Here is an 18490-nt window from a genome sequence, read left to right as displayed (position 1 = left end):
CTTGATGAGGTCGTTTCGGAAAAACATGGTTTCATCATTCCGACCTTCGGTTGTAAAGTTGGAATTTCTTAATCGAATTCCCTGCATTTCACGCTGCAAAGCGCTTATAGCAGAACTTGTCGCGCGCTCCCGTTAGCACAATAAGAAAAGTTCTAAAAATGACCATTTGATGTTCCCTTTGATAATGAAATGCTAGGGAATTTAGAATAGAAGGTCCAAATTATGTAACCTATGAACGCTCCAATAGTATTTAATATTAAATCATCAATGTCTGCGGAACGCCCCATTGGAATTGAAAATTGAAATACCTCAATAAATAATGAAAGTAGCAATCCTGTTAGAATTACAATTAACGTTATTTTATTTTGTAAAGAAGAAATTTTCAAAGATAGAAAAAATCCAAAAGGAACAAACAGTAAAACATTTAACCCTAAATTCCGGATAGGAACTGCTATATCAACCGAACGAAACATAATATCGTACATTCCAACAAAAGGAACTATGTTAATAATTCTTGGAGTTTCCATACCATAATACCTTGGATAAACAGTTACTAATAAAATTCCTATAATGCTAAGTCCAAATAGAATATTAAGGATTAATCGTTTGAAATCTATCTTCTTCTTCTTATTTACAAAATCAATTGTTATACAAATCGCTAAAACTATTATTAAGAATAAGGGAACTAAATCTCCGAATGCCCGCCATAATTGAACCACTAAATATACACTCCGTCCAGGGAAAAATATTGTATAAACTATTTTAGCGTAAAATTGTGCACGTTGAGAAGTATTCTTAAACTCTACTGCTCTGTTAGTTTAAAAGCGACTGCTTTTATTGAACAATTGCTCCTGTTAGTTTAAGTATTTTGTGAATGTTATTTAAAATACAAATTACATTTCATTTATTTGTTCCCATTCACTTAAATACATACGCTGCTTAATTTTTAGCGGGTTTTTTAGTTTGCAAATTAATTCTAAACTGTTTCCATCTAAGTCATTAAAATGAATTTTAGCGTGTGCATGTTCTTCGAGAGACATTACAAAAGGCTCAATAGGATCCATTCTTTAGTTTAACAAGAAACAAAAAGACGACTTTTCTTTTTAGCGTAGGGCAAATCGTTTTTAATTCCACATAAATGTAATAAATTGGATTTTATCTCAAAACGTTGGTAGTACTCCTTATGGATCTATTTGCATTTATGAATATGCCTGGTCTGCAGATACTTGTCGTGAATCTGGCAAAAAAATATGTTCCAACAGCAGTAAATGTTGCTTCAGCATTATATACTGCTGCATTTAACGTAGGAATTGCCATTGGTTCATTTGTAGGCGGTCTGATTGTAGACAGTATCGGGCTAATTCACACACCATGGATTGGAGCGGTGATGGTTGCAGGTGCAGTACTACTGACGCTTTATCTGAAAAAAATAGAAGAGCAGTCAATGGTGAAGCAGAATCAAAAGGTGGGGTAACCCGCCTTTTTGATTAATGATCCTCTTTCACAAAAAACAACACAAGCACGGGCCCCGCAATCGGAATCCACGCCAGACCTTTTCTATTCGCATCAGGATAAAATCTGTGTACCGCATTCACAGACAGCCCCCACAAAATTAACCAGTCAACCGTCATAACAGAGACCAGGCTTGATTCCATAAATGCTTAACGATATCCGGATAAAGAAATTCCCTGAAAAAGGGTAAGCAAATTTCCGAAGAAGAAAATGAGTAATAAGATCAGCCAGATGTTTGATCTCAGTATGCGCAGTGTCCATTTTGGTGTTCTTGAACCGCGCTTTGCAGGACGATCACCAAATGCAAACCATGGAAGCAGCGCAAACGCGCCTCCGGCAAATGAAGCTAACGAAAACGGCCATGCAGGCCATTTTTGACGGTCATTGCGTAATAAAATCGTGAGGAAAACCAAAGGGAAAATACCTAATGAGTTAAAAACAGTCAGTACAAGCGGATCGATCTCATTCCAATTCCCTGCAAATACCTGCTCCATGACGGGATCTGAACTCTCAGAGCCCGGTGCCAGGAAGACCGCGTATGCAAGGAGTAATAACCAAATTACTATAAACTTCATCTCATCACCTCTTTTCAATATCATACTTGAAAGAAGTGGAAGCAGGCGAACAAAAGGCGGTTGATGGGTAATAAAAAATTCGTCCGCAAAAGCGAACGGATTTTTTTCTTAGCCGGCAATCATACCGCCATCTACGATGAATTCAGATCCGGAAGAGTAGCTGGACTCATTTGAAGCGAGATACAGATATAGATGTGATACTTCCTCGGGTTCAGCAGTACGTCCAAGCGGAATTCCCTGTAGCATCTGTTCAAGAACAGCTTCAAGCTCAGGTGTCTGGGTCATTGGAGTTTTAATAATACCCGGGTGTGTAGAGTTCACTCTGAAGCCCAAGCTCAACAGCTGCCGATTTTGTCATTCGCGTACTGCGAACTTTGAAGCGTTATAAGAGAGTGTCATTGCCTGTCCAACCATTCCTGAGATTGAAGAAATATTAACAATCGAACATTTCTCTGTTTTCTTCATTGAAGGAATGACTGACCTCATGCCTAGAAATACACCAACCTGATTGATTTCGATCACCTTTTTATAGTTTTCAAGTCTCAGACTTTCAAGCGGCTCCTGGATCACAATTCCTGCATTGTTAACGAGGATATTAATTGGTCCAAAGTGGTCCTCGGCTTTTTCTACAACGTGCTTCCAGTCTTAAAAAAGAAGCCCTAACGAATAAAAAGTTATTCGTTAGGGCTTTCTTATAATCCCGCTTCATTATGACAGTGTTATTCGGTTTGTTTGCTTTATGTTGACGGCACCATAATCAGCTGCTGAATCGCTTTTGCTACTCCGTCTTCGCGGTTTGTGGCGGTAAGATGTGCACACTGATCCTTAATATCTTGAGGTGCATTCCCCATTGCCACCGCATATCCCGCCATCTTCATCATGGAAAGATCATTGTAGTTGTCTCCAATTGCCATGACGTTTTTCATCGAGATTTCCTTCATTTCACAATATGTTTCAAGTGCCAGTCCCTTTTGTGCATGAATGCTTGTGATTTCCAGGTTTTCTTTACCTGAGGAACTGATCGCAAGACCTTCTGTTTTAAGGAGAATTTCTTTGGCTTGCTTGAGCGATTCCGGATTTGATGAAAATGCAAGAAATTTAAAAACGGTATGGGTTGAATCCTCAAAGATTCTTTCGTATCCCTCAACCACCTCAATATGGCCATCGTCATAGCGGCTTTGCGCTTCCGCTTCAACATGCGGCATAGGTGTATCAGGATTTGTTGTAAGGAAAATATCGATTAGAAGCTGAATCCCCTGCTCTTTATCGTTTGTATACGTTCCTGTATCTGTGTACACTTCAAAATAAATGTCAAGCTGCTCAAGCTGCTTCGCTGCATGTCGGGCTGTTTCTTTCTCAATTCCTCTGACCAGCAGCTGCTTTCCGTTTTCATCTCTTATTTCAGCACCGTTTACAGCGATAATTGGGCATCGGATTCCGGCATCTTTTAACGGCGTCGCTGCCTCCGCATATGAACGTCCGGTCGCAACCAGCACCTCCACTCCGTGAGCCTGTGCTTCTTTGATCGCTTTTATATTTGCAGGACCAATAACATGATCCCCATTTAGGAGTGTTCCATCCATGTCTGATGCGAGTAATTTTATCATCTATGTCACCTTTCCTCTTTCATGGTTTTTTCATTGTACCATACGTGCATTTTGGTAAGCCTTTTCACTGGCTTATCTTTACAAATAAAATACGCAGAATATAAAAAACACGGCAAGTTTACTCGCCATGTTGATCGATCAGCTAACCAGCTGAATAATACCTCTGATTTTCATTTCACATTCCAAAAGTTTGATAAAATCATTTGACAGCTCTTTTTGTTTCGCTATTTCAAATGACTCCACCAGCTTCTCATCTGAGAGCTCCCGTAAAGATTTCAAAATGACCCACCTCATTATGATATTTTCTTTGTATATTTCCCTCTTTCATAAAAATTACACCTATTTAATAAAAATATTTTAATTTAATTTGATTTTTCTGACTTCCGATGGAATGTTCCATCTGTAACGTTTATAGTGATAATGAACAGGGTATCAAATTTGTTCATGACTTTTTCAAAAAAAGAGTGGACACACAGAGAAAGGGTGAATTAAAATAGAATCTGTCTTATTTTTATGCAAAACTATTATTATCAAAGGAGAGCCACGATGAAAAATCCCGGATTATTTGATTATGCAAGGTTTATTATCCCTTCTATTATAGGAATTTTACTATTCATGACCCCATTTCCCGCTTCAGATGGATCATTTACAATTCCAATTGCTATTCTTTCTAATTGGCTTCAGGAAGAAATCGGAACCATTATTCCTGCTATCATGCTCGGTATTATCCTTCTTACTGCGATCATGACTCTATATGCTAAACTGTTACGACCACAAATGATCATACGAAATGATTTTTGGAATAATTTATTTAATGTTTCATGGTTTTGGACAGTTGTCCGCGTAGTTGCCGGCATTTTCGCTTTAATTACATTTTTCCAGCTTGGCGGAAGCTCAACAGAAGCAATCTGGTCTGAATATACCGGTGGATTGTTATTAGGGAATGAAGGCTTATTATCCGTTTTATTTGCGGTATTTCTGTTTGCCGGCATGTTCCTTCCTCTTCTATTAAACTTTGGTTTATTGGAATGGTTCGGAACGTTTATGGCAAAAATCATGCGTCCTTTGTTTAAGCTTCCTGGCCGATCATCCATTGATGCTTTGGCGTCCTGGCTTGGAGACGGTACGATCGGGGTGCTGTTAACAAGCAAGCAGTATGAAGAGGGTCACTATTCTAAAAGAGAAGCAGCTGTTATCGGTACAACGTTCTCCATCGTTTCCATTACGTTCAGTATTGTTGTCATTGAAGAAATCGGATTAGGTGAATACTTTGTTCCATTTTACTTAACGGTGGCACTGGCTGGATTAGTAGCAGCCATTATCATGCCAAGAATTCCCCCTTTATCTATGAAAAAGAAAACCTATATTTCTGAAGCAGATGAAGATGATGACTTAGAAGAAATTCCAAGTGGAAAATCACGTTTGCAGCATGGTACACAAATGGCTCTTGCTGCTGCTAAGAAAAATAACAGTATCAAAAAGTTTGTAGTTGACGGCGGAAAAAACATTTTAGATATGTGGATGGGTGTTGCTCCTGTTGTTATGGCATTTGGGACGATCGCACTTATCTTAGCAGAGGAAACAAGCTTTTTTGTGATTCTGGGTACACCATTTGTCCCAATTCTTGAACTTCTTCAAATTCCCGATGCAGCGGATGCGGCTCAGACGATGGTCGTCGGATTTGCCGATATGTTCCTGCCGGCTATTATCGGTCAGGACATCCCTTCAGAATTAACCCGTTTTGTTATTGCTGCTGTATCGGTTACTCAATTGATTTACATGTCTGAAGTTGGCGGACTTTTACTCGGTTCAAAAATTCCGGTTTCTTTCCTCGACCTGGCCATTATTTTCTTATTGCGTACGCTTATTACACTCCCTATTATTGCAGGGGTCGCGCATATACTCTTTTAATCCATTAAATTGATCGGACAGTATACGATTGGTTAACTCCCAGTCCCTATAATAAAGCCTCGCACCTGCTGCTAAACAGAGATGTGAGGCTTTTTTAATTGTGTATTAAAAATCTATCCTGTCCCTATAACGGGCCACCAACTGTTGATTATGGGAAAGACTGTCATCATCGTTGCCGCTGCGAAAGATCGGGGGCGTTATCCCCCCGTTTTCCATAAGTTGAACCACACGGGTAAAGAGGGCATGCAATAAAGCAGTTCCGATGACTGAAGATGATGAGCCAAAGGGCTGATCATTGTTTTTGAGCTTCAACATGCTGTCTCCAAGAGGACTGTGATTATTGATGACGTCATCCACACTTTCCTCTAAACGCAATCCGCTTGAGTGCTTAGAAGGATGAGACTCCTTTGAATAGTTTTGTGACAGCAGCCCAATCGTATAAATACTATTGGCCCTCGCTTTTTGCGCTGCTTCAATAGGCACAGGATTTCTGCCGGATGTCGAAATGACAATCAACACATCGTTTTTTTCAAAGGACGTCAGGTTTGCGATTTTTTTCGCAAGTGCTTCATCCTTTTCATTTGCTGATGCCAAAACACCGCCATTATGCAGCATGACAGCCTCCACATTTATAGATGTAACAGGAACAAGCCCCCCTGCTCGGTAATACGGCTCCTGCGCCAGCAAGTTAGAGTGTCCGCAGCCAAACAGCTGGATGATTCCGCCGTTATGGATTTTTTGCACAAGCTTGGCAGCAATGCGTTCAATCACTTCCTCTTCTGTTGAAGCAGCTTTGGCTAACAAGGCTTGTACACTCTTCAAATAGTCATTCATACACTCACTCTTTCTCCATTTTCAACGGCTAATTTCGCTTCTGAACTTATAGCGGTCCGCTCTGTACGTACTGTGAACAACCTCAAACGGACTATTATTTGATAAGTAGCTGAGCCGTTCAATATGAAGCACTGCTGAAGGCTCTTGAATGTTGAGCAGTTTTGCTTCCTCAGGTTCAGCAAGCAGAGCTTCAATACTTTGAGAAGCATGGCTGATCGTCAGCTTCAGCTTCTCCTGTATATACGTATAGAATGAGCCTTTTACTGACTCTTCATTAAGTTCCGGAAGAAGCTTTACGGGTATATAGGTGGTTTCAATCGCCATCGGTTTCTGGTCCGCATAACGAATTCTTTTCACCCTATATATATCGTCCGTTTCACTTAATTTAAGTTTATCGGCTATGTCCGCATCAGGCTTTATTTTATGAAAGCCGATCAGCTTATTATCCGGCTGCATGCCCCGCGAACGCATATCTTCTGTAAAGCTGGTTAATCCTTGCAGGGGCTGTTCTATTTTTTCTTGAGATACAAAGGTTCCCTTTCCTTTTTCACGGTAAAGCAGCCCTTCACTAACCAGATTCATTATTGCCTGGCGAACCGTCATTCTGCTCACTTCATACGTTTCTGAAAGCTCTCGTTCAGAAGGAACAGGGTCCCCTGATTTAAATGCACCGGATTTTATTTGAGACTTTAATCTTTCTTCTATTTGCACATAGATCGGCAAGTGGGATTGTTTATCAAGCATGGATCATCACCCTCTATCGCTTTGAATTTGGCTGTATGCTTTCTGGTCAATCACCAATGTGACATCCGGGTGATGATGCAGAGCTGAAGCAGGAAACTGATCATCAATTATTTTCTCCATCAGCTTTTTCACAGCCCAGGCTTTATTTTCACCTGAAGCAAGCAGCAGAATTCGCTTGCTTTTTAATATGGATTGGATGCCCATTGTGATTGCTTTATTTGGAACTTCATCCACTGTATGGAAAAAGCGGGCGTTTGCTTTTAAAGTAGAAGGTGCTAAATCAATAACGTGGGTTGTTCCGCTAAAGTCACTTCCAGGCTCATTAAACCCAATATGTCCGTTTTCACCAATCCCAAGTACCTGGATATCAGGCGGCCCTACCTCATCAATGATTTGTTCATAGCGGGAACATTCATCTGATAATGATTGAGCCGTTCCATTTGGCAGGTATGTCTGGTGCAGCGGAATATCGATTTTGCTAAATAAATGATGCTGCATGTAGTAATGATAGCTCTGTGGATGAGACGGCTGCAAACCAATGTATTCATCAAGATTCAGGGTGAAGGTACGTTTAAAGGAAACCCCTCTCGTTTGATGACCTTCTATTAACGCTTCATACATTCCAAGAGGCGTACTGCCGGTTGCCAGACCAAGAACGGTTCTTTCATGATTACAGATATGAGCTTCTATAATGGCAGCAGCCTGCTGACTCATTGAGGCGTAATCATCATTCACGAGTATATTCACGGGTGAACCTCCTTTTTATACGCTATATCTCCACGGCAAAGCGTAAATTGAATGGAAAGGTCTTCATCCATTATCACCAGATCTGCATCCTTATTCACATCAATACTGCCTTTTCGGTCAAAAACCCCAATCTGTTTGGCAGCATTCGCCGAGCTCATTGCGATCAGCTCCTGCATGGAACAGTTCGTAAGGGCGGCGATGTTTTTAACCGCCTCTTCCATTGTCAAAATGCTTCCTGCCAGGGTGCCATCTTGAAGTCTGGCGTCTTTTTCTGACACTGTTACCTGTTGACCGCCTAAATCATATAAACCTGCAGGCAGCCCTTTTGCGCGCATTGCATCCGTAATTAATATGACTTTTTCCGCGCCCTTCTGTTTGTATGCCAATTCCACCGCTTTTTTGTGGCTGTGAACAAAATCCACAATGATTTCAATAGATAATTTGTCTTCTAAAAAAGCAGCTCCAACGACACCCGGTTCCCGATGATGAAAAGGACTCATTTGGTTATATAAGTGGGTAACCTGATGAGCACCCGCCTCCGCTGCTTCAATTGCTTGTTCTATTGTTGCATCAGAATGTCCGATCGACGCAATTATGCCTTTATCTCTTAAATGCTTAACAAAAGACAGGCCATTTTCCTGCTCAGGAGCCATTGTAACTAGCCTAATCTGATGTCCGCTTTCCTCCAGCCATCGATCAAATTGTTCAATCGAAGGAGGAAGAATAAATTCAACCGGCTGCGCACCCGCTCTCTCGGGAGAAAGGAAGGGGCCCTCTAAATGAATACCCAGTAATTCAGCTTCTCCATTCTCTTTTTCAAAAGCATCTGCATTTGAAAGAGCCGCGGAAATGGCATCTGGAGACTGCGTCATGGTTGTAGCAAGAAAGCCTGTTGTGCCTTCTTGTGGCAAGGCTCTTGCTATACCATGGAGAGCATCCGGTGCCGCATCCATTGTGTCATGACCAGCCGCTCCATGTATATGCAGATCGATAAATCCCGGAACAACCATCCAGTTGTGACTGGAACAGTCTATAACTTGATCTGCTTCTCTGGTGATGGAAGAAGAAATTTCAATAATCTTCCCGTTTTCAATAAACAAATCACCTTTTATCGAAGTACCGGTTCCAGTATGAATCATCAATTGTTTAAGTAAAAGGGTGTGTGACATGTTACTCTCCTTTTGTATTCGTGACATTTTCTTCTTCGATAGGAGGATTTCCTTGTTTAACACGATTCTTCATGGCCTCTGCCAAAAATTCCACGGAGGTTCCAATGATCACCTGAATGCCCGTTTTATTAATGACGACGACTCCTCTGGCTCCATGACGCTTTAATTCCTGTTCACTTGCCAGTCCCGAATCATTTACCTGGAGGCGCAATCGGGTCGTACAATGATCGATCAGCGTTATATTATCCGCGCCGCCCAGCGCTTCAATTGTATGATAGGCGCGTGCGTCATAGTCGCCTGATGGGGCAGCTTTTTGTGAAGAAGGCTCAGACTCATCTTCATCTTCACGGCCAGGTGTTTTTAAGTCCAGCTTAATAATTAAGAAGTAGAAAATAAAGAAATAAACAGCTCCCATTCCAAGTCCAACAGGAATAATCAGAAGCGGATTTTTTGCTATGCCAAAGTTTAATAGATAATCAATCGCTCCAGCGGAAAAACCGAAACCGTGGTGAATATCCAGGTAATATGTGATCACACCTGACAATCCCGTCAAAACAGCATGCACCGCATAGAGCAAAGGAGATAGAAACATGAATGAAAACTCGATTGGTTCTGTGATTCCAGTAGCGAATGCTGTTATTGCTATACTGAAAAGCATTCCGCCAACAGCTGCTTTATTTTCTTTTTTAGCAGCCATATACATGGCTAGACATGCACCAGGAAGACCGAACATCATGATCGGGAAAAAGCCTGATAAGAATGGTCCAGCAGTTTCATCCCCTCGAAGGAAACGATTAATCTCTCCTCGAACTACTTCACCTGAAGAAGTGGTGAATGTCCCAAAATCAAACCAGACCACAGTGTTAATAACGTGATGTAAACCGACGGGAATGAGCAGACGGTTAAAGAAGCCATACGCTCCGACTCCAAGTGCGCCTGCATTCAGCATCCATTCCCCCGCAGCATCAATCCCCATTTGAATCGGCGGCCAAATAAAGCCGAAAAAGACCAGCTAAAACCACCATGGCGGAGGCTGTGACAATCGGAACAAACCGTTTGCCACCAAAAAAGGACAGCCAATCGGGGAGTTTTATAGAGTAAAAACGGTTGTAAAGCAAGCCCGCAATAACTCCCGCAATAACCCCTCCAAATACACCCATGTTAATGGATGAATCAATCGTGACAATCGCCTCGGTTAAAACCAGATACCCGATGGCACCGGCCAGCGCTGCACCCCCGTTGCCATCATGAGCAAATCCCATAGCAATCCCTATTGCAAAAATAAGCGCTAAATTATCTAGTATTCCCGCTCCAGCTGCCTCTAAAAAAGGAATATTTAACAAGTCATCCTTTCCTAAACGAAGCAATAATGCAGCGGCTGGCAAAGTAGCAATTGGGAACATCAAAGACTTACCAATTCGTTGAAGAAAAGTTAGCAAGTGGTTCACTCCTTAAATTTAATAGTTTGTTTATTTTACTTTAGCACGCTGGTTGTATAGTTGTCTATACCAATTAATGTGCTAGTTAGAAGAATTAAAAAGTGAAAGAGCCTGAGACAGAAGAAGTCTCAAGCTCTTAGACCGGTTCATTGCGCTTTTAGGCGGACACTTTACGGAGGTTAGGCGGTTAGTCTTCTTGGGCCTTGCCCTGCAAAGTCTCAAGCAACCGTGATTTCCTGAAGGGATGCGCCACCTTCTGCTCCATTCACCCTATTGTAACGGCGAATAGCACTTCGATTTTAACACCTATCCAGATGTTTGGCGGCTATTATACTAATGCCTCTTATTTTCAATTTATTGTCTATGGAGAGGAAGGCAGACACTGACGGTCGTCCCTTCGTTTTCAGTGCTTTCATACTTGATCCGGCCTTTGTGCTCATGGATAATTTTTTGACAGATCGTTAAACCAAGACCCATTCCTTTAGATTTTGTGGTGAAGAAGGGTTCCCCTATTTTAGCAAGTTTTTCAGCGGTTATACCCGCTCCTTCATCTTTTATAGCTACACAAATTTCATTTTCGTGCTGATGCCGAGTAATGACCAGACTACCACCTTTTTCCATTGATTCAATGCCGTTTTTAACGAGATTGATAAATACCTGGATGAGCTGATTGCGGTCACCAAGAATAAAATCATTTTCATGGCTGCAAGCTTCGATCTGGAGATCCACTTTTTTCTCTGCTGCCTGATGCTTTAATACACTGACAACGTATTCAATTACAGAATGAAGAGGAAATGCCTGTTCAAGTCTGGTCTGAGGCTTTGATAAGACCAGCAGCTCCTCTACTATCGAGTGGATTCGGTCCATTTCAGAAGACATAATTTCTATGTTCTCCGCAGAAAGGTTCTCTTTTTCTTTCATTAATTGAATAAAGCCTTTTAAACTGGTGAGCGGGTTTTTAATTTCATGCGCAATTCCAGCTGCCAGCTCACCCGCTACAGCAAGCTTTTCCTGCTTGACTAACCGTTCTTCTGCCTGCTTTTGCTGTGTGATGTCTCTCCCGATCGTAATTAGCGCTTTTCGTGAGCCATCATCATAAAAAATGGGCACTTTAATCACATCAAATGTCTTAAATTCACCTGATGGAACATAAAAACTCTCATTTGCTCTTACCGTAACTGCTTCTTGCCACGTTTCTTCATCAGACACCATACAGTATTCAAAGGCTTCTTCAAAGAAGGGATTTACCTTTCCTAATTCACGGTCCGTCTTCCCCATGTAATGATGCCCTTTTAACCCATAAAGCTCGAGGCCGAAGTCATTCGTCCGAATCCATCGTCCCTGTCCGTCCTTAAAGCATACAAAATCAGGCATAGATTGCATCAATGCCGTCATTTTTAATTCTTCCTCTTCCAGATCTCCAAAGAATTTTTTTACTTTGCGATATTGAGAGAGAATGAAAGCTGCTGCGGAGACCAGCAAAAGCAAAATAATGATCTCTATAATTTGGTGGTTTAGTTGATTGATAAAGCCATTAAAGCTGGACACCATAAGTGAAACCTGAAGAACCACTATAATAATAAAGAGTGTCAGCAAAGTTCTGATATGAGTCAACGTATAGGAATGCAACAGTTATAACACCTGCCCGTCATGCTGTTTTAGTTTTCGTACTTAGTAAAGAACAATTTGCTCCACTCCATCATAACATGTCGAATTTTGTAGTAAAAGATTGAAATGAAAAATATTGGCTTAATTTAACTCTAATTTAAATATTCTCTAATTCAATAAGCTATTTTGGACTATTAAAAACTTAAATCTCATAAAAAAAAAGCCTGAGACAAGTGTCTCAAGCTTTTTGACCGGTTCGACGCTTTATACAGTGCAGTCGCAGAGCATTTTCAGGGCTCTGCTTGCCGCCATCTCCTGCAGAAGCCGTCTCATTTCGCTCCGCTCACCTTATAAATCGATAAATACTGACTTATTATTTAAACTTTTTCGAGTTTTGTTCTAACCTACTAGCTCATGATCGTTGTTTTTAGCTTCTTCAGCATATCTTCTGTCATGGATGTGAGATCATGGGTGGTGGTAAATCCCCATTCTGCCCGTGCAGCGGATGCATCAATTGAATTCGGCCAGCTGTCGGCAATCGCCTGGCGGACAGGATCCACGTTATAGTCCATTTCAAAAAACGGCAGATGCTTTTTAATTTCAGCAGCAATTTGTTCAGGCTCAAAGCTCATGGCCGTCACATTAAAGGCATTTCTATGAATCAGCTTTGAAGGATCCGCCTCCATTAAATCAACAATTGCCTGAAGCGCATCTGGCATATACATCATATCCATGTACGTTCCTTCTCTAAGGAAGGAAGTATACCGTCCGCCTTTTAAAGCTTCATAAAAGATCTCAACTGCATAATCCGTTGTTCCTCCGCCCGGCGGTGTTACATATGAAATTAATCCAGGAAAACGAACGCCCCGCGTATCCACCCCAAAACGGCTATAGTAATAGTCACACAGCAATTCTCCTGCTACTTTATTAATACCATACATGGTCGTCGGACGCTGCAATGTATCCTGAGGTGTGCCTGCTTTAGGCGTGTCAGGACCAAATGAACCGATGGAGCTTGGAGTGAAAAATTGAAGATTTTGTTCGCGTGCTACTTCAAGCGCGTTTACAAGACCTCCCATATTCAGGTTCCAGGCAAGCTGCGGCGTTTGCTCTGCACGGGCTGAAAGCAAAGCAGCCATATGCATTAACGTATCTACATTATATTTTTTCGCAATGGCATTCATTTCCTCAGCGTTAGTCACATCAAGCAGTTCAAATGGTCCTCCATTTACTACTTCATTGTCAGCCGAGCGGATATCTGAAGCAATAACTGAATCTGCCCCATATTCCTTACGAAGCTTGGTAATCAGTTCAGAACCGATTTGTCCAAGTGCACCTGTTACTAATATTTTCTTCATGACTTCATCCTCCTCTTGCAAATATCATGAGCATGTCTTCCTGTCAAAAGAACAACTGTCCTTCACAGGAATACAATAAGCGGTTTTAAATGATATATCCACCTTTAATCTATCATATTCACATGGAAATGTTTATACCAGAAGGACAAATAAAAAAATTTTTTATTGGAAATAGAGTTCTACTATTAAATCCTGCTCTATTTTTGCACAATCAAATCCACAATAAAAAAACCTTGCGTACAAATAAAAAGATCCTTTCATTTGTACGCAAGGCTGCTATGTCAATCCGGCTGCTGAAAAAGCGGCTTGATCTACATCCATTTATTCGATGATTTTTAATTCTTTCCCTACTTTTTCGTAGACTGCCAGTGCCTCGTCAAGCATTTCTTTGGTATGTGCAGCAGTCGGCATATTCCGAACACGTCCTGTACCTCTTGGAACGGTAGGGAATACAATGGATTTAGCATACACCCCTTCTTCGCTTAAACGCTTGCTGAATTGCTGGGTAAGCTTTTCTTCGCCAATGATACAAGGCGTAATCGGCGTCGCACTGTCCCCAATATTGAAACCAAGCTTTTTCAATCCCGCTTTTAAATAATCTCCGTTTTCCCAAAGCTTATCGTGAAGCTCTGTGCTGTCGATCAGCATTTGCAGCGCCTCTGTGATGGCTGCTGTATCGCCAGGAGTCAGTGACGTTGAAAATAAGAATGGACGTGAACGAACCTTGAGCCAATCGATAAGATCCTGCGTTCCTGCCACGTACCCTCCTACAACGCCAATTGCTTTAGACAGGGTTCCCATTTGGAAATCCACTTCTTTGGCAAGACCAAAGTGCTTAACCGTTCCAGCGCCTTTACCCATAACGCCTGAACCGTGAGCATCATCCACGTACGTGATCAAGTCAAATTCCTTCGCAATCTCTACAATTTCAGGCAGTCTCGCTACATCGCCATCCATTGAAAAAACACCATCTGTGATGACCATCACTTTATTGTATTGACCAGATTCAGTTGCTTCTTTTGCTTTTGCACGTAAGTCTTCCATATCTGAATGGTTAAAGCGGATAATTTTCGCGCGTGACAAACGGCAGCCATCAATAATGGAAGCATGGTTCAGCTCATCTGAAAGAATGGCATCGTTTTTATCCATGACGGCTGAAATGGCAGCCATATTACAGTTAAAACCGGATTGAAACGCGATTGCAGCTTCTGTTCCTTTGAATTCAGCCAGCTTGTCCTCTAATTTCACATGAAGATCAAGCGTCCCGTTAATCGTCCGGACAGCTCCAGCCCCAACACCGTAATGATCGATCGCATTTTTGGCAATTTCTTTAAGATGATCATTCGTCGCTAAACCAAGATAATTATTAGATGAAAGATTGATAAGCTCTTTACCGGCAATTTTAATTTTTGCCCCGTTTGGTCCTTCTACCGGATCAATTTCATTGTAGAGCCCTTGATCTTTCAGTTCATTTAAATTCTCTTCCAGGAATCGATTTAATATTTTAGCCATTTTCATTCCTCCTACATTATTCGGGAATTGGACATTTGTCCTTTTGACGTATACAGTAAAGGTGATTTTTTACACTATTTTGCTCTTTTTACCCGTTATCAGTTTAACATGTTTACTTGATACGGACAATTATCGCCTATGTCATTTTGATTTCCAGCATTTAGCTTCCTATTTTTTATGTAAGTGTGATATGGTTAACGTATCAAAGGAGGGATTTGGATGAACCGTCTTACCACGATCACCCTAATGGAAAAAGGCAACCGCAAAACCAGCCTCACCCCTACACGAGTGGCATTTCATTCTCCCTGTACGATTTTAGAAGCCCGGTCAGCTGACGGAGCACTTTATCACGCATATTTTTACAGGCAACAATTCCTTGCCGCCAAAAAGGTAACCCGCTCAAAGCGAGGCAGTTATCTTCAACAGGCGATGACAAAAGGAATTGTTTTTTTATGTCCGCACCCCCTTGCTTCAAAGCTTATAGAGCAGCATGGAACCCTTAAGAACCGCTCGTTGACAGAGCTGCTTTCCTGGACCAGAAAACGATTTTCACTCCTTGAGGTTTCGATCATTTTCGGCTGTCTTGATTCGCTCATACAGGAGGAGAAATTATTTAAGGTCATGCGTGATTCTTACTATGACTACCGCAGGGATGGAAAATGGGGCAAAGCCTATTCTGTTCTTCTTTCATTAGAGAACACATTCCCTGAACATGAATGGGTTGCCCGAACCAAACAGGATGCCTCTTTTTCTTCTTACCACCGTAAGTATGAAACCTTGTCCCCTTCACTCGCCGAATCAGACCCAGGCACATTGGAATGGATGCTTTGGCAAAAACGAAGCTCCTCTGATCATCACCCCCGGTGGTTTGCTTTATATGGCATGAATCCAGACTACTCGCTGGCAGCCTTTGCTCTAATAACGGAAGAACACGAGCTGGCAGATCATGAAGAAACCTTTCCTTTCTTTCTGGATCAGTCAAAAAAGCTGTTTGATCAAAACGAGCAAAAAAATCTTCTCCTGCACATGACCAAGGCACCTCGTCCATATATCCACAAGGAGGCATTTAGACAATGCATCCGCGTTCAAGAATGGGAAGAAGCTATGACGACGCTGATTGAGCATCCATATCTCCTTGAACCTCAGGATATCCGGAGTGTAAAAGAAGCCATTCCCCTGGTTAAATGGGATCACAGTCTTCCGATTGAACAATTAAGCATGGTACTAATACCGATTTTAAAAAATGAAAAACACGATCTGGATCTTTTGCTGACCGCCTGCATTCCCGTATTAAGCAAAACACATGGCCTTCCCTATTTATTAAATTGGCTCAAGCCTTTAGAAGAAGTGCAATGCCATCTGCCCATTCATCAGAAAGTCAAAAATCTCGTCGCCTGTGCTGAGGACCCGGATAAACAGGCCCAGGCTGGAGAACTTTATTACAGCCTTGGCTTAAAAGGTGAAGCCATCGATTCCTTCAGCTACGAAATGGAGCTGAAACCGGACGATCCCGCTCCAGTAAAATGGCTGTTTACTCTTTACCGTGAAACAGGAAATATGGATGAAGCCACTGCTTTCCAGCAGCTGCTTCAAACGATGAGATGACCACAAATCATGGAACAGAAAAAAATAATTTGCGCAAAGATAGAGCCTGAGACAAATTTGTCTCAGGCTCTTTGACCCCTTCGCTGCGCTTCAGACGGACGCTTCTCCCTAAACAGGCTATTGGGTTTGAGCTATTTCACATATCTGCTCATGGATGGACTGCTGAATTTTTTCCACTTGCTCAAAATTCATCGCTTGAATGTAAATCGATTCTAACTCATCATGCAAGTACTTTGCTCTTTTCAAGCTGGCCGTTCCTTCTTTCATTTTATCTGTGTAGCGCTTGCGAATTTCCTGAATGATGAGTTCATGTTCTTCATCTGTTCCTTTACGAATCATTTTGTCGTATGTGTCTATAATTTCATCCCCGTCTCTTTCGGGAAAGTATTCATGCGGCGCGGTGCTGTCAAAGATCGCAAACCCCAGCTCGCGTACAATCACCATATCAAGACTTTCAGGGTCAAACCCGCAATGGTAGATCTCAACATCAAGACCCTCGTTTTCGGCTTTTTTAGCTACTTTTTTCAAGAAAGTAGATTTTCCTGTCCCTGGCCTTCCTTTGATAAAATACCGTTTCGTAAGTCCATAGGTCAGATTGGGAACATAATCGACTGCTCCCTTAAATGTGGCAGCACCCAGAAACCGATGTTTAACCTCCGCCTTCTTATTTAAGCTGACCTTGCCAAAAAGATCGTCTATATAGCTTTGAGAAAGTTGGTTTGCTGCTTTTCGGTCGAGATTTCCAATGTAAATGTCTTCCCATTCATCATGGATCAGCAGAGCCTCAGCGAAACTTGAATAAGCCTCTTTATAGCATTCATCTATTTTTCTATTGTATTGTTTCACTTCTTCAAGATGCTGTACAAGTATCCTTCTTTCCCACGCCTCGCCCAGGTTCACATATTCTTCCTTAGCGCCCGGTGCAGTGGGCTCAACAATGTGAGGAGCTGTTCCGTCTACTAAACCAACTTTCAGCGAAGGAATGATGACTCCATCAAGTGAATCAGGATCAGCTGAGCAATGAATCCATTCTACGTCATATCCTTTTTCAAGCCACATATGGCCAATCTGTTTCATAAGCGTTGACTTTCCTGTGCCAGGTCCGCCCTTTAAAATCCATAATCTATTGAGTGAGGCAAGATTTGAGTCAAAAAAATGGTGAAACCCTTTTGCCGTATTGCCACCGGCGAAATAATGACGGATCTTTCCGGTCAAATTGCATCCCTCCCTAACATCCAATCTACCTAAATGTATATGATTCATGGAGAGGTTTATGCTCCTAAACCCTTTGAAATTTCATCTATTATTTTTTGGTTGGAAAAGGAAATATAATCCTGTCTGTCGAAACACATACAGGTCGGCTGTTGATATTTTCATCACGTCAGGGGGAGTCCATTGATAAAACCAATTTGTTTCATATTGATAACGGTTGGAATTTTGTATGCATGTGATAATAATGAGGAATTAAACTATTCTGCTAAAGAAAAAAATGAACTTTCTAAAGATGTTCAGACTTTTTTTTCGATGGTAAAGGAGGAAAACGGGGTTCATCTATATAACGATGAAGAGAATGATTCCATTTTCGTTTATTTAAATGAATTTAACGTTAAACAAGGTGATGAGGCTGAATTCTTTACTAATTTCAAAGTAGAAGCAGATGGAAGCACATTAAACCTTTTCTACGATACCGATACCACGACTGATTATTCATCCACAATGGATAATCAATTGTACTACGAAGTGAAGCCCGATAAGGATTACGATGTGATAAGAATTTTCAATAATGGCGATGAGACTTATTTTGAAACTGCTTCTGGCAATACAGAGTAACTTTTAGAGTATAGTCTAGGAATGTTTCAACCTTAATGT

Annotated in this window: 15 protein-coding genes and 3 pseudogenes; 4 read left to right on the top strand and 14 right to left on the bottom strand. The window is 41.4% G+C overall.

Annotated elements, in window-relative coordinates; translation table 11 throughout:
* Window positions 1–152: 152 nt before the first annotated feature.
* Window positions 153–719 carry a VanZ family protein gene (locus tag ACQCT8_RS09070; RefSeq protein ID WP_426870305.1) on the bottom strand — a complete coding sequence of 189 codons (567 nt, stop codon included), beginning with the start codon at window positions 717–719 and terminating at the stop codon, window positions 153–155.
* A 455-nt stretch (window positions 720–1174) separates the two neighbouring features.
* Here ACQCT8_RS09070 and ACQCT8_RS09065 point away from each other — a divergent pair.
* A pseudogene (locus ACQCT8_RS09065) lies at window positions 1175–1474 on the top strand (MFS transporter); the annotation flags it as partial.
* A 187-nt stretch (window positions 1475–1661) separates the two neighbouring features.
* Here ACQCT8_RS09065 and ACQCT8_RS09060 read toward each other — a convergent pair.
* The 4 genes and pseudogenes from ACQCT8_RS09060 to sda form a co-directional block, all read right to left on the bottom strand.
* Window positions 1662–2087, bottom strand: coding sequence for a hypothetical protein (locus ACQCT8_RS09060; protein ID WP_426870303.1), 426 nt, complete (start codon window positions 2085–2087; stop codon window positions 1662–1664).
* Window positions 2088–2195: 108 nt separating this feature from the next.
* Window positions 2196–2717 (bottom strand): annotated as a pseudogene (locus tag ACQCT8_RS09055) (SDR family oxidoreductase); the annotation flags it as partial.
* 107 nt (window positions 2718–2824) lie between these two features.
* Window positions 2825–3694 carry a Cof-type HAD-IIB family hydrolase gene (locus ACQCT8_RS09050; protein ID WP_426870301.1) on the bottom strand — a complete coding sequence of 290 codons (870 nt, stop codon included), beginning with the start codon at window positions 3692–3694 and terminating at the stop codon, window positions 2825–2827.
* Between the two features lie 138 nt (window positions 3695–3832).
* Complete coding sequence (gene sda, locus ACQCT8_RS09045) at window positions 3833–3973, bottom strand: sporulation histidine kinase inhibitor Sda (protein WP_278239800.1); 141 nt, start codon at window positions 3971–3973, stop codon at window positions 3833–3835.
* Between the two features lie 267 nt (window positions 3974–4240).
* Between sda and ACQCT8_RS09040 the strand changes: the two genes are divergently transcribed.
* On the top strand, window positions 4241–5605 hold the full coding sequence (locus ACQCT8_RS09040; protein WP_426870298.1) for a YjiH family protein: 1365 nt from the start codon (window positions 4241–4243) through the stop codon (window positions 5603–5605).
* A gap of 105 nt (window positions 5606–5710) precedes the next feature.
* Here the strand turns inward: ACQCT8_RS09040 and ACQCT8_RS09035 are convergent, their stop codons facing one another.
* The 8 genes and pseudogenes from ACQCT8_RS09035 to ACQCT8_RS09000 all read right to left on the bottom strand — a co-directional run bounded on the left by ACQCT8_RS09035 (window position 5711) and on the right by ACQCT8_RS09000 (window position 15016).
* Window positions 5711–6439, bottom strand: a complete 729-nt coding sequence (locus ACQCT8_RS09035) for a sugar isomerase domain-containing protein (protein ID WP_426870296.1) — start codon at window positions 6437–6439, stop codon at window positions 5711–5713.
* A 21-nt stretch (window positions 6440–6460) separates the two neighbouring features.
* On the bottom strand, window positions 6461–7183 hold the full coding sequence (locus ACQCT8_RS09030) for a GntR family transcriptional regulator (RefSeq protein WP_426870294.1): 723 nt from the start codon (window positions 7181–7183) through the stop codon (window positions 6461–6463).
* A gap of 6 nt (window positions 7184–7189) precedes the next feature.
* Complete coding sequence (gene nagB, locus ACQCT8_RS09025) at window positions 7190–7930, bottom strand: glucosamine-6-phosphate deaminase (RefSeq protein ID WP_426870292.1); 741 nt, start codon at window positions 7928–7930, stop codon at window positions 7190–7192.
* Window positions 7927–9099, bottom strand: coding sequence for an N-acetylglucosamine-6-phosphate deacetylase (nagA, locus tag ACQCT8_RS09020; protein WP_426870290.1), 1173 nt, complete (start codon window positions 9097–9099; stop codon window positions 7927–7929). The genes nagB and nagA overlap by 4 nt, the downstream gene beginning before the upstream one ends.
* Window positions 9100–9115: 16 nt before the next feature.
* Window positions 9116–10538: pseudogene (gene nagE, locus ACQCT8_RS09015) on the bottom strand (N-acetylglucosamine-specific PTS transporter subunit IIBC); the annotation flags it as partial.
* 354 nt (window positions 10539–10892) lie between these two features.
* Window positions 10893–12167, bottom strand: coding sequence for an ATP-binding protein (locus tag ACQCT8_RS09010; RefSeq protein WP_426870288.1), 1275 nt, complete (start codon window positions 12165–12167; stop codon window positions 10893–10895).
* A gap of 386 nt (window positions 12168–12553) precedes the next feature.
* Window positions 12554–13504, bottom strand: coding sequence for an L-threonine 3-dehydrogenase (locus ACQCT8_RS09005; protein WP_426870286.1), 951 nt, complete (start codon window positions 13502–13504; stop codon window positions 12554–12556).
* Between the two features lie 321 nt (window positions 13505–13825).
* Window positions 13826–15016, bottom strand: coding sequence for a glycine C-acetyltransferase (locus ACQCT8_RS09000; protein ID WP_426870284.1), 1191 nt, complete (start codon window positions 15014–15016; stop codon window positions 13826–13828).
* 219 nt (window positions 15017–15235) lie between these two features.
* Here ACQCT8_RS09000 and ACQCT8_RS08995 point away from each other — a divergent pair, with 219 nt between their 5' ends.
* Complete coding sequence (locus ACQCT8_RS08995) at window positions 15236–16621, top strand: hypothetical protein (RefSeq protein ID WP_426870282.1); 1386 nt, start codon at window positions 15236–15238, stop codon at window positions 16619–16621.
* Between the two features lie 117 nt (window positions 16622–16738).
* On the opposite strand, the gene ACQCT8_RS08990 is transcribed toward ACQCT8_RS08995, so the two are convergent.
* The gene (locus ACQCT8_RS08990) at window positions 16739–17836 is read right to left on the bottom strand and encodes a PRK06851 family protein (protein WP_426870280.1); all 1098 of its coding nucleotides are present in this window, start codon (window positions 17834–17836) and stop codon (window positions 16739–16741) included.
* 180 nt (window positions 17837–18016) lie between these two features.
* Here ACQCT8_RS08990 and ACQCT8_RS08985 point away from each other — a divergent pair, with 180 nt between their 5' ends.
* On the top strand, window positions 18017–18451 hold the full coding sequence (locus ACQCT8_RS08985) for a hypothetical protein (RefSeq protein ID WP_426870278.1): 435 nt from the start codon (window positions 18017–18019) through the stop codon (window positions 18449–18451).
* The last annotated feature ends 39 nt before the right edge of the window (window positions 18452–18490 follow it).

It is taken from the genome of Jeotgalibacillus proteolyticus, from assembly GCF_050107735.1.
Classification (GTDB): Bacteria; Bacillota; Bacilli; order Bacillales; family Jeotgalibacillaceae; genus Jeotgalibacillus; species Jeotgalibacillus proteolyticus_A.
The sequence above is the reverse complement of the archived record's forward strand: the minus strand, read 5'-3'. Positions and strand labels throughout refer to the sequence as shown.